Origin of the sequence: Streptomyces plumbidurans (assembly GCF_019857225.1) — a bacterium.
GTDB classification, from domain to species: domain Bacteria; phylum Actinomycetota; class Actinomycetes; order Streptomycetales; family Streptomycetaceae; genus Streptomyces; species Streptomyces plumbidurans.
This window is the reverse complement of the sequence record NZ_JAFJSY010000043.1, coordinates 64,736-78,020: the sequence shown is the minus strand read 5'-3', so window position 1 is coordinate 78,020 and position 13,285 is coordinate 64,736. Positions and strand designations below refer to the sequence as shown.

16 protein-coding genes are annotated in these 13,285 nt (G+C 70.1%); 10 read left to right on the top strand and 6 right to left on the bottom strand.

Annotated features, from left to right (window positions below; translation table 11 throughout):
- Nucleotides 1-5: 5 nt before the first annotated feature.
- The 3 genes from JYK17_RS25795 to JYK17_RS25785 form a co-directional block, all read right to left on the bottom strand.
- Nucleotides 6-599 (bottom strand): TetR/AcrR family transcriptional regulator, encoded by a 594-nt coding sequence (locus JYK17_RS25795; protein WP_108015186.1) that lies wholly within the window; start codon nucleotides 597-599, stop codon nucleotides 6-8.
- Nucleotides 600-801: 202 nt separating this feature from the next.
- Nucleotides 802-1,236, bottom strand: a complete 435-nt coding sequence (locus tag JYK17_RS25790; RefSeq protein WP_108015187.1) for an MscL family protein — start codon at nucleotides 1,234-1,236, stop codon at nucleotides 802-804.
- Between the two features lie 390 nt (nucleotides 1,237-1,626).
- The gene (locus JYK17_RS25785; RefSeq protein WP_128800848.1) at nucleotides 1,627-2,355 is read right to left on the bottom strand and encodes an SDR family oxidoreductase; all 729 of its coding nucleotides are present in this window, start codon (nucleotides 2,353-2,355) and stop codon (nucleotides 1,627-1,629) included.
- 75 nt (nucleotides 2,356-2,430) lie between these two features.
- On the opposite strand from JYK17_RS25785, the gene JYK17_RS25780 reads away from it, so the two are divergent.
- The gene (locus JYK17_RS25780; RefSeq protein ID WP_108015305.1) at nucleotides 2,431-2,808 is read left to right on the top strand and encodes a MerR family transcriptional regulator; all 378 of its coding nucleotides are present in this window, start codon (nucleotides 2,431-2,433) and stop codon (nucleotides 2,806-2,808) included.
- Between the two features lie 114 nt (nucleotides 2,809-2,922).
- Here the strand turns inward: JYK17_RS25780 and JYK17_RS25775 are convergent, their stop codons facing one another.
- Genes JYK17_RS25775 through JYK17_RS25765 form a run of 3 tightly spaced genes read right to left on the bottom strand, consistent with a single transcriptional unit; the run spans nucleotide 2,923 to nucleotide 4,975 of the window.
- Nucleotides 2,923-3,708, bottom strand: coding sequence for a phosphatase PAP2 family protein (locus tag JYK17_RS25775; protein ID WP_108015189.1), 786 nt, complete (start codon nucleotides 3,706-3,708; stop codon nucleotides 2,923-2,925).
- The gene (locus JYK17_RS25770; protein ID WP_222811274.1) at nucleotides 3,705-4,310 is read right to left on the bottom strand and encodes a phosphatase PAP2 family protein; all 606 of its coding nucleotides are present in this window, start codon (nucleotides 4,308-4,310) and stop codon (nucleotides 3,705-3,707) included. The genes JYK17_RS25775 and JYK17_RS25770 overlap by 4 nt, the downstream gene beginning before the upstream one ends.
- Nucleotides 4,307-4,975: a DedA family protein gene (locus JYK17_RS25765; protein ID WP_108015191.1), complete on the bottom strand. Its 669-nt coding sequence runs from the start codon at nucleotides 4,973-4,975 to the stop codon at nucleotides 4,307-4,309. The genes JYK17_RS25770 and JYK17_RS25765 overlap by 4 nt, the downstream gene beginning before the upstream one ends.
- Before the next feature lie 127 nt (nucleotides 4,976-5,102).
- Between JYK17_RS25765 and JYK17_RS25760 the strand changes: the two genes are divergently transcribed.
- From JYK17_RS25760 to JYK17_RS25720, 9 genes are all read left to right on the top strand, one after another.
- Nucleotides 5,103-5,474 (top strand): BlaI/MecI/CopY family transcriptional regulator, encoded by a 372-nt coding sequence (locus tag JYK17_RS25760; RefSeq protein ID WP_108015192.1) that lies wholly within the window; start codon nucleotides 5,103-5,105, stop codon nucleotides 5,472-5,474.
- Nucleotides 5,471-6,400, top strand: coding sequence for a M48 family metalloprotease (locus JYK17_RS25755; RefSeq protein WP_108015193.1), 930 nt, complete (start codon nucleotides 5,471-5,473; stop codon nucleotides 6,398-6,400). The genes JYK17_RS25760 and JYK17_RS25755 overlap by 4 nt, the downstream gene beginning before the upstream one ends.
- Nucleotides 6,401-6,578: 178 nt before the next feature.
- Nucleotides 6,579-6,992 (top strand): BlaI/MecI/CopY family transcriptional regulator, encoded by a 414-nt coding sequence (locus tag JYK17_RS25750; RefSeq protein WP_222811273.1) that lies wholly within the window; start codon nucleotides 6,579-6,581, stop codon nucleotides 6,990-6,992.
- A gap of 250 nt (nucleotides 6,993-7,242) precedes the next feature.
- The gene (locus JYK17_RS25745; protein WP_108015195.1) at nucleotides 7,243-8,181 is read left to right on the top strand and encodes an ATP-binding cassette domain-containing protein; all 939 of its coding nucleotides are present in this window, start codon (nucleotides 7,243-7,245) and stop codon (nucleotides 8,179-8,181) included.
- Entirely contained in the window at nucleotides 8,178-9,017 is an 840-nt protein-coding gene (locus JYK17_RS25740) for a hypothetical protein (RefSeq protein ID WP_108015196.1), read from the top strand. The genes JYK17_RS25745 and JYK17_RS25740 overlap by 4 nt, the downstream gene beginning before the upstream one ends.
- 28 nt (nucleotides 9,018-9,045) lie before the next feature.
- The gene (locus JYK17_RS25735) at nucleotides 9,046-10,323 is read left to right on the top strand and encodes a sensor histidine kinase (RefSeq protein WP_164932095.1); all 1,278 of its coding nucleotides are present in this window, start codon (nucleotides 9,046-9,048) and stop codon (nucleotides 10,321-10,323) included.
- On the top strand, nucleotides 10,320-10,985 hold the full coding sequence (locus JYK17_RS25730; RefSeq protein ID WP_108015198.1) for a response regulator: 666 nt from the start codon (nucleotides 10,320-10,322) through the stop codon (nucleotides 10,983-10,985). Before JYK17_RS25735 ends, JYK17_RS25730 begins: the two co-directional genes overlap by 4 nt.
- Nucleotides 10,986-11,139: 154 nt before the next feature.
- Nucleotides 11,140-12,390, top strand: a complete 1,251-nt coding sequence (locus JYK17_RS25725) for an MFS transporter (protein WP_234548378.1) — start codon at nucleotides 11,140-11,142, stop codon at nucleotides 12,388-12,390.
- 148 nt (nucleotides 12,391-12,538) lie between these two features.
- Nucleotides 12,539-13,258, top strand: coding sequence for a hypothetical protein (locus JYK17_RS25720; protein WP_222811272.1), 720 nt, complete (start codon nucleotides 12,539-12,541; stop codon nucleotides 13,256-13,258).
- The last annotated feature ends 27 nt before the right edge of the window (nucleotides 13,259-13,285 follow it).

The following is a 13,285-nucleotide window of genomic DNA, read 5'->3' as shown; positions in this document are numbered from 1 at the left end:
TGGCGTCAGAGGCGCGGCTGGCGCAGTCCTGCGACGAGGAGCGCGACCAGTCGGCGTGCCTCGTACTGGGGGTCGTTCTCGGCGCCGATGCAGAGGTTTCCGATGCCGCGCATGAGGTGATAGGCGTCGAGGTCGGACTGGATCTCGCCTGAGGCGGCCGCGGCGTCGAGGAGTTGGGCGCACACGGGCAGGAGGCGGTCGAGGAAATAGGCGTGGAGTTTCTCGAAGCCGGCGGCGTCCCCCTGCATCGCGGCGGCCAGGCCGTGCTTGGTGACCAGGAAGTCGACGAAGAGATCGACCCAGCGCGCCAAGGCGGCGTGGGGTGTCGGGCCGGCTGCCAGCAGTGCCGGGCCGGCCTCGGCGCAGGCGTCGACCTGGTGGCGGTAAACGGCGATGACGAGATCCGCACGGGTGGGGAAGTGGCGGTAGATCGTGCCCACCCCGACGCCCGCCTTGGCCGCGATGTCGCGTACTGGCGCGTCCACGCCCGAGGCGACGAAGACCGCGGCGGCCGCGTCCAGCAGGGTCTGCTGGTTGCGGCGGGCGTCCTTGCGCTTCGACTGCGCCGAGCTTCCCGGACCCTTGCCACCGTCGGTCACCGCGCTGCTCCCTCCCTGATGGCCCCCTGCAAAGCGGAATGATATTCCGCACTACGGCGGAGCGACGTTCCGTTTCGCCCATGATGGCAGATGGGGCGACGGTCGGCCAGGGTGCCGTTGCCGTTGTCGGGCGGATTCGCTATCGGTGATCACGCCTACTACGGCCGATGAGGATGCGTGCCTGTCGGATCCAATGCTGGACCTACACTCCCGCGACCGGCGGCTGCTCGGTGCCGCAGTGGCGGCACTTGGTGGCAGCGGCGGCCAGGTCCTCGGAAAGGCAGGCAGGGCACGTCTTGACCGGCCCCGGCTCACCGAAGACCACCGCCCCGCGTCGTGCTGAGTAGTGCTTGTAGGGCACGACGATGAGGAAGTAGACGACAGCCATGAAGATGATGAAATAGATGACTGCCGAGATGAAAGAACCGATATCCAGGTACGTGGCCTTGTTGCCGCCTTGACCGAGTTGCCATCCCAATCCTGCGGAATTACTTCCTTGGGCGCGGGCAATGATGGGATTGATCACGAAATCGGTGAATGACTTGATCAAGGTGCTGAAAGCCAGAGCGACAATCAGGCCTACGGCTAGGACGATGACATCGCCGCGCATCAAGAAGTTCTTGAAACCCTTGAACATTTACGCCTCCGCGCGTTGGGATCTCTGGATCAGGATCACGCGGCATGCTACGTACTTGCGCGTACCGTGAGTGTAACGACACGTACGGACAAAAGGACGCTTCCTTCGGAAGCCGCAATCTGCCGACAAGCGATGCGTTAATGGAATGATCGCACCCGGCTGGCGAAGGCTGGCGGGAATGGTTGGCAGGAATTATCCAATCCGGGTATTCGGCTGGGGGGGCGACGGGTGCGGCCACCGGTGGTCCTGGTGTGTGAAGACGAAGTACGGCCGCCTCAGCCCGCGGCCTGCGCTGGTCCCCATGGCGTCGCCGACACCGGGCCCGCGCCCGCGACTGCCTGCCACTACCGCCGACGCGACGCCACAACGTGCAGTTCCACAACTGCGGCCTCAGGCCGCCGTCAACGCCGCCATCGCGCGATCCATCGCGGCGTTGAACTCTTCCGGTGTCAGCGGCAGCCGGGACTTGACGTCCCGACTCCACTGGTCGGCGAGGACTTCGGCGGAGCCCGCTTCGACACCGTCGAGCGCCGTGTCGGCCAGGTCGGACGGGGCGATCTTGTCCACGGGCCAGCCCACGGCCATGTCGGTGTCGGCCAGGCCGAGATGCACCGCCGTTACGAGCGTGCCCTGCTCGGCGAGCTCCGGGCGGACGCTGTTGGTCATGGCCCATGCGGCGGCCTTGGTCAGGTGGTAGGCGCCTGCGCCCTTGCCCCCGAACCACGACATGGCGGAGAGGACGTTGACGATCGCACCCCCGCCGTTCCTGGCGAGCGCCGGCGCGAACTCCCGGATCATTCCCAGGTGGCCGAACATGTTGGTCTCCATCTCGTGCCGCACCGCGTCCAGCGAACCGGTCACCAGGTCGGTCCCCGTCTGGATCCCGGCGTTGTTGACGAGCAGCGAGACGTCCGGGGCGGCCTCGGCGGCGGCCTGCACGGATGCGGGATCGGTGATGTCGAGGGACAGCACCTCGACCCCGGGCAGGTCCACGGACTCCGGTCGGCGGGCCGTCGCGTAGACCTTGCGCGCGCCCCGTTCGAGCAGACGCTGGGCGAAGGCGCGGCCCAGGCCGCGATTGGCTCCGGTGACAAGGGCGACTGAGTTGTTGATGTCCATGACCGGTACGCTAAAACCTGACGTTAACGTCAAAGGCAAGTGCTGGTCGTCAGGACCGGGGTGAGGGGCATCACCATGACCGTCACAGAGACCGCGGCCGGTCGGCTCGTCCGCATCGGCGAGGTGGCGCGGGCCGCTGGCGTCTCGACACGCGCCGTGCGCTACTACGAGCAGCAGGGGCTGCTCATCTCCGAGCGCAGCCCGTCCGGCCAGCGCCTCTACCGGCAGGACGCCGTCACCCTGGTGCGCTTCTTCCAGCAGATGTTCGCCGCCGGCCTGACCAGCCGAAGGATCGCGGAACTCCTTCCGTGCTGGGACTCCGGGCACACCGACGCCGATCAACGAGCCATGCTGCGCGCCGAGCGCGACCGCATCCAAGCCAAGGTCGACGACCTGCAGGCCGCTCTGGACCGCCTCGACGAGGTCATCGCGATCACGGACACGCACCCGTAGGCGAGGTCGATCGGACGCCTCATCAGCGATCTACGGCTTCGGTGGGACGTCTCACCGGCGATCTACGGCCGCAGCACTAGTCCCCTCACCAGCGCGTCACGAAGAACGTGTTCGTCATCGACGACCGGGAGGGTCTGCCGCGCGGCCCTCCCTCGGCCCGCACGTCCTCGTCCTGTCGCCCCGGCCGCCCGCCGGTTCCGCTGATTCCGCCGCCCCGGCCCCGCCCTGCACTGCGCCCGATTGCGTGGTGCCGGCGGTCCAACGTTCGGGCAGCCAGCGGGCCACCGTGCCCAGGCACACCCCCAGCCAGCCGAGGGCGAACAGCCAGCCGCCGACCACGTCCGTGAACCAGTGCACGCCGAGGTAGGGACGGGTCAGCCCGACCAGGGCGCCCCAGCAGCCGATGGCCAGGGCGAGCGGAGTCTTGCCGCGGAGACCGCGCACGCAGACCGCGACTATCAGCAGTCCCGCCGTGAGGGCAGCAGTCGTGGTGTGTCCGGACGGGAAGGCCCAGCCCGAGGCATGGGTGGCCCAGTCCGTCTGGGGTGGCCGTGGCCGAGTGACGAGTGCCATCACGCCGTACCGCAGCGCCTGGCCCACTCCGAGACAGGCCAGACAGAGCGCGAGGGCCAGCGCACGCTGCCGGAGGGTCCGTCCCGCGATGATGCCGGCGAGCACCGCCAGCACGTACGGGACGACACCCGTCCCTGTGGCGGTCAGGCCGTGGGCGAATGCCACTGCCACGTCCGGCCGGTGGCCGACGGACCACGTGAGAACGCGGTGGTCCGCGAACAGCGGCTTGCCGTCATGGCCCACGACGACCATGGTCAGCACGCCGAACGCCGTCCATGCTCCGATACCGCAACTGCCGGCCAGTTCGGGGACGTCGCCGCGCTTCATGACGCCACCAGCAGGGGGCGTAGCCGGGTGGCGGTGAGTCTCCCGGCCAGGGCGTCCGCCCGGGCGCGTGACACCGGCATGGCGAGCAGGGCGGTGAGGGCACCCACCACGATCCCTGCCACGACGTCGTGGGGGTAGTGCGCGCCGACCCAGACCCGCGAGGCGGCGATCGTTACGGCGGCCACCGTGGCAACGGCGCCGAGTCGGCGGGAGACGTACAGCAGGGCGACGGCCGCGGCTGCGGCGACGGCCGCGTGGTTGCTGGGGAAGGACCAGTCACCCGGCGCCGGACATGCCTCCAGGGTGGACACCCGCAGGCTCTGGCAGGGCCGGTCCTCACGCACCAGCAGCTTCAGCGCGGCATCGACTCCGTAGCCCACGACCACGACGAAGGGCACCGCCAGCGCCGTCAACGACGCGGTGGCGCCCACCCGACGGGCGCCCCACCAGCCGATGGTCATGAGCACCGCGAACAGGGCGAGACCGTAGGTCGACCACGCCGACACCGTGTCGTCCAGCCACGTGGGAGAATGGTCGGCGAGGTGGACCACGGCGGTGTAGGCGGAGCCGTCGATGGACGACCCGTCGAAGGCGGCCGTCATCCCTGCGCCTCCTTCGCCCTCGCCGCCTGCCGCGAGCGGTATATCTCCGAGGCGAGCGGGATCAGGGACAGGATCACGATCACCGCGACCATCGGGAGCAGATACCGGTCCACGTTCGGCACGGAGGAGCCCAGCGCGTAGCCCGCCAGCGTGAGACCCAGGCTCCACACCAGCCCGCCGGTGACCTGCCAGAGGGAGAACGTTCCTATCGGCACCCGCAAGGCGCCTGCCATCGGATTCAGGACCGTGCGAACGACCGGGACGAAGCGGGCGAGCACGATCGCCTTCGCGTGCCCGTAGCGCTCCAGCAGTTCCTCCGCGCGTTTCGCGCCCTCGTGCAGGCGGGCCGAGCGGCTTCGGGCGAGCAGGGCGCCGCCTGCTCTTCGGCCGAGGAGATATCCGCACTGCGAGCCCGCCAGGGCCCCCACCGCAGCGGCGACCAGAAGCGGGCCGAGCGACAGCTTCAGGCCGCGGTCGGCGGTGCCGGTGCACAGCAGGCCGGCCGTGAAGAGGAGCGAGTCGCCCGGCAGGAAGAAGCCGATCAGCAGTCCGGTCTCGGCGAACAGCGCCACGCCCACGCCCAGCACGCCGAAGGCGGACAGCAGTGAGCGTGCGTCCAGCACATTGACAGCGAGCTGCGACGATAGGTGCATGGCTGTGGTCATCGTCGAAAGCCCCTTCGTGGTTCGTCCGGACCGCCGGATGCGCCGCGGCGAAGGCATCCGACAAGCGACTACAATCCTGTAGACGGTCTACGCAACTGTAGACGATCGTGGAGTGAGGGAAGTTCCCATGACCGACTCGCGTGATGAGAGGCGGCCCGCCGGTGAGCTCGAAGCGGCCGTCATGGCGGCACTGTGGGCCGCAGGAATCCCGCTCACGCCCGGGCGGGTACAGACCGAACTCGGCACCGGCCTGGCGCGCACGACGGTGGCGACGATCCTGACCCGTCTGCACGAGAAGGGCATCGTCAGCCGTGAGCGGCAGGGGCGTGGGTACGTCTACTTCCCCGTGCAGGACGCTCCCGGCCTGACGGCCCGACGAATGCACAGCGAACTCGACCGGGACAGCGACCGGGAGACGGTTCTGGCCCGCTTCGTCGCCCAGCTCAATCCGGGCGACGAGCAGATCCTGCGCCAGCTCCTGGACGGTGACGAGCGATGACCGCCGTACTGCTCGTCCCGCTGATCCTTCCCTTCCTCGCGCCGACGCTGGCCCGGCGGACCCTCGACCGTCTCGCCCCCGCCACCGCCCTGTGGGTCCTGACCGCATCGGCCCTGGCCTTGGCGGGAGCCTGCGTCGCCGCTCTCGGAGCCCTGGTCCTGACCGGACTGCTCAAGCTCCCCGCCTTCGCCACCCTGGGTGAACTCATCCACCCGCTGCGCACACCTTCCGACTACGTCGTTGTTCCCGCGGCGACGGCGGCCACCGGGGTGCTCACCCTCAGCGTCCTGACTCTCGTGCGCTCGGCCCTCCGGCAGGCCCGCGCTTTCCGCGCCGCCCGGACGCAGGCCGACCGCCGTCCGGCAGCCGGTGACCTCTGCGTCGTCGACTCGCCCCACGCGGACGCCTATGCCCTGCCCGGACGACCCCACCGCATCGTCGTCACCACCGCGATGCTGCGCAGTCTGGGACCGGTCGAGCGCGAGGCGCTCTTCGCCCATGAACGTGCCCACAACCGGGCGGGCCACCACTACTTCCTCGCCGCCGCCGAACTCGCCGCCCACTGCCACCCGGCCCTGCGCCGAGCGCGCGACGACATCCGGCTCGCCGCCGAGCGGGCCGCCGACGAGGCCGCCGCCGGCGTCATCGGAAATCGCCGTCTGATCGCCACTGCCATCGCACGCGCCGCCCTCGCGGGCAACGCCTCCCCCTCCAGCCGCCCGGACTTCGCGCCCGCGGCGACCACCGGTCCGGTCCCACAACGAGTCGCGGCCCTCCTCGCCCCCGCCGGGAGACGCTCGCGAGCGACGCGCCCCACCGCGTTCCTCCTTGTGGTCTGCGCGCTCTTCTCCGTCGCCGCGGGGGCGGCCGGCGTCATCGACTTTCATCACGCGGTCGAGGTCGCCCAAGGCGAGGAAGGTCCCTGATCCGGTCCGGTCACGGGTGGACGCGCCGCTTGCCGGGTCCCGTGCCCGGCGATCGGCCACCCCTGCAGGGCCTGCGCGGTGTCGCGACAAGCCGGTCGGGGGAGGAGACCCGTCCCGCTTCCTACAAGCCGTAGTAGATCCCGCTACGCTGGGCCGTCGTGTCGAAAGGCGGTGCACGGTGCGCGACCGGAACAGCGGCGAAGGCGGTGCAGCGGCCGGCAGGCGGGCGCGCGGGGAGCTGGAGAGCGCCGTCCTCGGAGCCCTGTGGGCCGCGGACGGGCCGCTGACCGGACGTCAGGTCCTGGAACAGCTGCCCGGGAACCTCGCCTACACGACAGTGCTGACGATCCTTTCCCGTCTGCACGCCAAGGGCATGCTCGTACGGCAGCCCGCCGACCGCGGCTACGCCTACGCACCCGTCCGGGACGAGGCCGCCGATACCGCCGTACGGATGCACAGCCTGCTGGAGCGCGGCTCGGATCGAGCGGCCGTGCTGTCCCGCTTCGTGTCCGAACTCTCGCCGGAGGACGAGCAGTTGCTGCAGCGCCTTCTGGGCGGGCAGGACGCCGGACACGACGAGGACGGGCCGTGATCCGGTGACCACGATCGGCGTCCACGTCCCGCTCTTGGTCACCGTGGTCCTGGCCACGCGCGGAACAGTGGCTCGCCCGCCCGGCGAAAGGCAGCGCGACACGTGCCGTCACCGCAGGCAGCGGCGTAGTACCGCGGTACTACACCGCCCCGGTGGTTCAGCCTCCCGGTACCACGGGATCGGGGTGATCCGGCGCTTAGCGTGGCCGGTGAGGCGGCGATGGACGCCGGACCCGACAGGGAGAGCACGGATGATCGACTCACGGCAGTTGACCAAGCGGTACGGCGAGAAGACGGCCGTCGACGGGCTGGACTTCGTGGTGAAGCCCGGCACGGTGACCGGCTTTCTGGGACCCAACGGCGCGGGCAAGTCCACGACGATGCGCATGATCGTGGGCCTTGACGCCCCCACGAGCGGCTCCGTCACCGTCAACGGACGCCACTACGCCCGCCATCAGGCACCGCTGCAGGAAGTGGGCGCCCTGCTGGAGGCAAAGTCGATCCACCCGGGCCGCTCCGCGTACAACCACCTCCGGGCCCTCGCGCTCACGCACGGCATCCCGCGCAGCCGGGTCGACGAGGTCATCGATCTCGCCGGGCTGGGCAGCGTGGCGAACCAGCGGGCCGGCGCCTTCTCCCTCGGAATGGGCCAGCGGCTGGGCATCGCCGCGGCGCTCCTGGGCGATCCGCAGACCGTGATGCTGGACGAACCGGTCAACGGGCTGGACCCGGAGGGCGTGCTCTGGATCCGCAACCTGCTCCAGGCGCTCGCCGACGAGGGCCGCACGGTGTTCGTGTCCTCGCACCTGATGAGCGAGATGGCTCTCGTGGCGGACCACCTGATCATCGTGGGGCGCGGACGGCTGCTGGCCGACACGACCGTGGGAGACCTGATCCGCAAGGCAGGCGGCGACACGGTCACGGTCGCGACGCAGGACCCGGCGCGGCTCCGGGACGTGCTGGCCGGACCGGGCGTCGAGGTCACCGGCCGGATCGGCTCCGAGGAACTGCAGGTGACCGGGCTGACCGCACGTGAGGTCGGGCTGAAGGCGGCGGAGCACGGGATCGCGCTGTTCGAGCTGAGCGCGCGGACGGTCTCTCTGGAGACGGCGTTCATGGACCTGACCAGGGATGCCGTGGAGTACCACGGTTCCACGACCGGACTCGAGAGCCTCGGGAGGCCCGCATGAGCACCCTCACCACAACCGCCGAGGAAGTCACGCCCATCCCCGCCCGTCCCGCCTACCGGGTGACAGGACGGCGCGTGCTCGCCTCCGAGTGGGCCAAACTGTGGTCCCTCCGCTCGACCTGGATCACCCTGGGCCTCGCCCTGCTGTTCCTGGTGGCGTTCGGCCTGATCGCCGCGAGTCGCTACAAGTCGGGGATCAACTCCGGCCACATGGACCCTGACTTCGCCGACTCGACGGCCGTGAGCCTGTCCCTATTCGGGACGAACTTCGCCCAGCTGGCCCTGGGCGTGCTCGGCGTGCTGGTCACCGCGGGGGAGTACTCCACCGGCATGATCCGCTCGACGCTCGCCGCGGTGCCTCGCCGCCTGCCGGTGCTGTGGTCCAAAGCAGGAGTGTTCGGGCTGGTCGCGCTGGCGGTGAGCACCGTAGGGGCGTTCGTCGCCTTCCTGATCGGCAGCGGGATCGTCTCGGGCACGCCCGCGGCCATGGGCCTCTCGCACGCCGGAGTCCTGCGCAGCCTGCTGGGTGCTGGGCTCTACCTCGGTCTGGTCGGCGTGATCGGTACGGCCTTGGGCGCGCTCCTGCGGTCGGTGGCCGGCGGCATCTCGGTACTGGTGGCCGCCCTCATGCTGATCCCCGGACTGATCTCGCTGCTGCCGAGCTCCTGGCAGGACAACATCAGCCCCTATCTGCCGTCCAACGCCGGGCAGTCGCTGTTCGCGCTGACCCACGACTCCACGACCCTGTCGCCGGGTGCCGGGCTGCTGGTCTTCCTCTGCTGGACGGCGCTGGCGCTGGGCGGAGCGGCGTACCGGCTCGTGCGCAGCGACGTCTGACACCGTCACTATTGGACAGGTGACGTCCGTGACCACCGATGACCTCAGCGGAATGGGACCGCTGGTCGCCCGGCTCACCCGGGGCGGCCAGCGGCTGCGGCAGGCCGACCGGGCCCATCCGTGGGTGCTCGACACCGGGGTGGTGGTCCTGGTCTTCCTGATGTTCTGCCTGCCCGACCTGTTCCACGGCGGCGTCGACGACGGGGACGGCCCGCGTCGCTTCCGGCTGGCGTTCCCCCATCTGCCTGTCACGGAAATGCTGGCACTGCAGGCCGGACTCGTACTGCCCCTGCTGTGGCGGCGGCGAAGGCCCGCGGCGGCCTTCGGCGTCATCGCCGCGGTGTTCGTCCTGCAGTGGTCTCTGAACGCGGCGTTGCGCGCGGACATCGCCCTCTTCATCGCCCTGTACAGCCTGGCCCTGCACGGGCGGTTGCGGCAGCTGCCGTGGGCATGCGGGGCCATGGCGGCCGGCATGGTGCTGGTGGCGGTACGCGCGTCGTCGGCCGTGTCCGTCTGGGACGCGCTGTTCTTCCTGCTGAGCACGGCGACCGCCGCTCTCGCGCTCGGCCTGATGGTACGGATCCGCCGGGCCCAGCTCGCCGTTCTGCGCGACCGGGCGGCCCGGCTGGAGATCGAGCGCGACCAGCGCAGCAGGCTGGCCGCGGCCACCGAACGCACCCGGGTCGCCCGCGAGATGCATGACATCGTCGGCCACAACCTCTCCGTCATCATCACCCTCGCCGACGCCGGCAGATACGCCACCGACCTCGCACCCGAACGCGGCAAGGAAGCCCTGCAACTCATCGGCGACACCGGCCGCCAGGCCCTCAGCGAGCTGCGCCGCGTGCTGGGCGTACTGCGCGAGTCGCCGGACCGCTCCGGTGTGGCACCCGAACTCAGACCGCAGCCCGGCATCGCGGACATCGAAGCGCTCTGCGCCAACGTGCGTGCCGCCGGTCTGGAGGTCATCTACCGCACCTCGGGCGACGTGGACGCCCTGGACAGCGGCGTGGAGCTGACGGTGTACCGCATCGTCCAGGAAGCTCTCACCAACACCCTGAAGCACGCGGACAGCGACACCCGGGTGCACCTGGCGATCCTCGTCGAGGACAGCCGGCTGTCCATCCGGGTCCAGGACACCGGTCCGGCCACACAGCCCGGACCGCACGAGGAAGGACACGGCCTGGTGGGCATGCGGGAACGAGCGGCCATGTACGGCGGAACTGTCAGCGCCGGGCCGGCGGGCGGCGGTGGCTGGAGCGTCGAGGCCGTCCTCGACCTCGCACCCCAGGGCGGTGCCCGGTGACGACCGTGCTCGTCGTGGACGACCAGCCGCTGCAGCGCTACGGCTTCCGCATCCTCCTGGACTCCGTCCCCGAGACCGATGTCGTCGGTGAGGCCGCCCACGGCGCCGAGGCCGTGCGCATGACCGCCGAACTACGCCCGGACGTCGTCCTGATGGACGTCCGCATGCCCGGCATGGACGGCATCGAGGCCACCCGTCGTATCGTCGCCTCCGGCGGCCGCTCGCGCGTCCTCGTCCTCACCACCTTCGATCTCGACGAGTACGTCCACGCCGCCATCCGGGCCGGCGCCAGCGGCTTCCTCCTCAAGGACGCGCGCCCCGAGGAACTCCTCGCCGGCATCCGGGCGGTCGCCTCCGGCGACGCCGTCATCGCGCCCGCCCTCACCCGCCGCCTCCTGGACGAGTTCGCCCGCTACGTCCCCGCTCACCGCGCAGACGCCGCCGAGGACTCGGGATTCGGCTCCCTCACCGATCGCGAACGCGAGATCCTCGTAGCCGTCGGCAAGGGCTGGACCAACAGTGAGATCGCCACTCGCTTCGTGCTGGCCGAGTCCACGGTCAAGACGCACGTCGGCCGCGTCCTCGCCAAGATCGGCGCTCGCGACCGCATCCAGGCCGTCATCTTCGCCTACGACCACGGCCTCGCCCGGCCCAACACATGACCCGACTCTTGGCTACTACGTCATGTAGAGGGAGGATGTGCGAGCCGGGTGCGCCTGGGCGATCGGGGTGAGCTCGGCGATCTGGGGGAGGCGAGCGCGACAGGAACAGCGCTCCGCCGTTCACCCGACGCGTGACATCCCAGGGGAGAACCGTGTGAAGCCCGCCCGCACCACGTCCACGACGCCCGCGCAGGGGGACGGCCCTGTCCCCGGGCTGTCGCCGTGGCGGTTCGTGATGGCGTTCGGGGTCGTCAGCCTGCTGATGGACTTCGTCTACGAGGGCGCTCGTTCCGTCACCGGCCCGCTGCTCGCTCACCTCGGTGCCTCCGCGGCCGTGGTCGGCGTGGTCACCGGGGCAGGCGAGGCCGCCTCGCTCGGACTACGGCTGGCCTCGGGACCACTGACCGACCGCAGCCGCCGCTTCTGGACCTGGACGATCGCCGGATACGTGCTGACCGCGGCCAGCGTCCCGGTACTCGGCCTCACCGGTGTGCTGTGGGTGGCAAGCGCCCTGGTGATCGCGGAACGCGTCGGCAAGGCGGTGCGCTCCCCGGCCAAGGACACCCTCCTCTCACATGCCACCGCCGTCACCGGACGAGGCCGCGGGTTCGCGGTGCACGAGGCGATGGACCAGATCGGTGCCCTGCTCGGCCCGCTGACAGTGGCGGGCATCCTCGCCCTGACCGGCGACGACTACGCCCCGGCGTTCGGCGTACTCGCCCTGCCCGGCGCGGCCGCCATCGCGCTGTTGTTCTGGCTCCGCGCCAGAGTCCCCGAACCGATCGCCTACGAGACGGCCATGGGCGCGGCGGCACCCGGCAACCCCGCCCCCGTCGAATCCCAAGAAACGAAGCTCCCACGGGACTTCTGGGTCTACGCGGCCTTCACCGCCGCGACCCTGACCGGGTTCGCCACCTTCGGCGTGCTCTCCTACCACCTGGTCACCCGCGACCTGATGCCCACCGCGATGGTGCCGGTGCTGTACGCGGCGGCCATGGCCGCGGACGCGGTGGCGGCGCTGGCCACCGGTTGGCTCTACGACCGGTTCGGCGCCCAAGTCCTGGTCGTCCTGCCGCTGTTGTCCGCGGCCGTTCCGGCCCTTGCCTTCACCGACACGGTGTGGGTCGCTGTCGTAGGCGCGCTGGTGTGGGGTGCAGCGGTCGGGGTCCAGGAATCCACGCTGCGCGCCACCGTCGCCGACCTCGTACCAACCGGTCGCAGGGCCACCGCATACGGCATCTTCGCCGGGATCATGGGGGCCACAGCGCTGGCCGGCGGCGCCCTGACCGGGGCTCTGTACGACGTCTCCATCCCTGCACTGATCACTGCGGTTGCCGGAATTCAGGCCGCGGCGCTGGTGCTGCTGTGGATCACCCGTACGGTCCGGTCGACACACCAAGACTGAGCGCCGGTTCAGCACCGGGCCGTAACTGGGCGAACTCCAGGGAAGGTTGGTCACGGACGGCGCATAGGGTTGTGCAATGTTCGATGTACAACAGCGAGAACAGGTCCGGAGGCAGCTCCTGGCACTGGCCGAGGCGGACACGGAGGTCGTGGGCGCCGCGATCACCGGCTCCGTAGCAGTCGGTGAAGGCGATCGCTGGTCGGACATCGATCTGGCGTTCGGCGTCAGCGGTGAGCTCGCTCCGGCCCTGGCCCGCTGGACCGAAACGCTCTACAGGAACTTCGCCGCCGTACACCACTGGGACCTGCCGTCCCGGACCTCGATCTACCGCGTGTTCCTCCTCCCCGGCTGGCTGGAAGTCGACATCGCCTTCACCCCGGCAGACGACTTCGGCCCGTTCGGCCCCACCTGGCGCACGGTCTTCGGTCGAACCACTCAGCTCGAACCCTCAGCTCCACCAGTCGGCGATCACCTGATCGGCCTGGCCTGGCACCACGCCCTGCACGCACGCGTCTGCATCGAACGACGCAGGTCGTTGCAGGCCGAACACTGGATCAGCGCTCTTCGCGGACAGGTGATCGCGCTGGCCTGCCTCCGCCTCGGGTACCCCACCAGCTACGCCAAAGGGGCGCACCTGCTGCCGGACGACCTGACCGCACAGCTGGAAGCGACTCTCGTCCGATCGCTCGACGAAACGGAACTTCGGCGAGCCCTCAAAGCCGTCATCGCCTTGCTGGTCCGCGAACTCGAACGCACCGACCCAGCTCTGACCGCGCGCCTTCAGCCCATGCTGACCGAACTCACACAGCCCGACGAGAAAACTTTGCGGACCGGTGTCGATCCGCCCTCATCCCGTTCGACGTCATGATGTGCGGCACCTCGCCGCACGATGACG

Excerpts from the sequence above, each read along its gene's own strand:
- JYK17_RS25790 (WP_108015187.1), bottom strand. The coding sequence starts at position 1,236 with ATGTTCAAGGGTTTCAAGAACTTCTTGATGCGCGGCGATGTCATCGTC.
- JYK17_RS25785 (WP_128800848.1), bottom strand. The coding sequence starts at position 2,355 with ATGGACATCAACAACTCAGTCGCCCTTGTCACCGGAGCCAATCGCGGC.
- JYK17_RS25780 (WP_108015305.1), top strand. The coding sequence starts at position 2,431 with ATGACCGTCACAGAGACCGCGGCCGGTCGGCTCGTCCGCATCGGCGAG.
- JYK17_RS25775 (WP_108015189.1), bottom strand. The coding sequence starts at position 3,708 with ATGAAGCGCGGCGACGTCCCCGAACTGGCCGGCAGTTGCGGTATCGGA.
- JYK17_RS25770 (WP_222811274.1), bottom strand. The coding sequence starts at position 4,310 with ATGACGGCCGCCTTCGACGGGTCGTCCATCGACGGCTCCGCCTACACC.
- JYK17_RS25765 (WP_108015191.1), bottom strand. The coding sequence starts at position 4,975 with ATGACCACAGCCATGCACCTATCGTCGCAGCTCGCTGTCAATGTGCTG.
- JYK17_RS25760 (WP_108015192.1), top strand. The coding sequence starts at position 5,103 with ATGACCGACTCGCGTGATGAGAGGCGGCCCGCCGGTGAGCTCGAAGCG.
- JYK17_RS25755 (WP_108015193.1), top strand. The coding sequence starts at position 5,471 with ATGACCGCCGTACTGCTCGTCCCGCTGATCCTTCCCTTCCTCGCGCCG.
- JYK17_RS25745 (WP_108015195.1), top strand. The coding sequence starts at position 7,243 with ATGATCGACTCACGGCAGTTGACCAAGCGGTACGGCGAGAAGACGGCC.
- JYK17_RS25740 (WP_108015196.1), top strand. The coding sequence starts at position 8,178 with ATGAGCACCCTCACCACAACCGCCGAGGAAGTCACGCCCATCCCCGCC.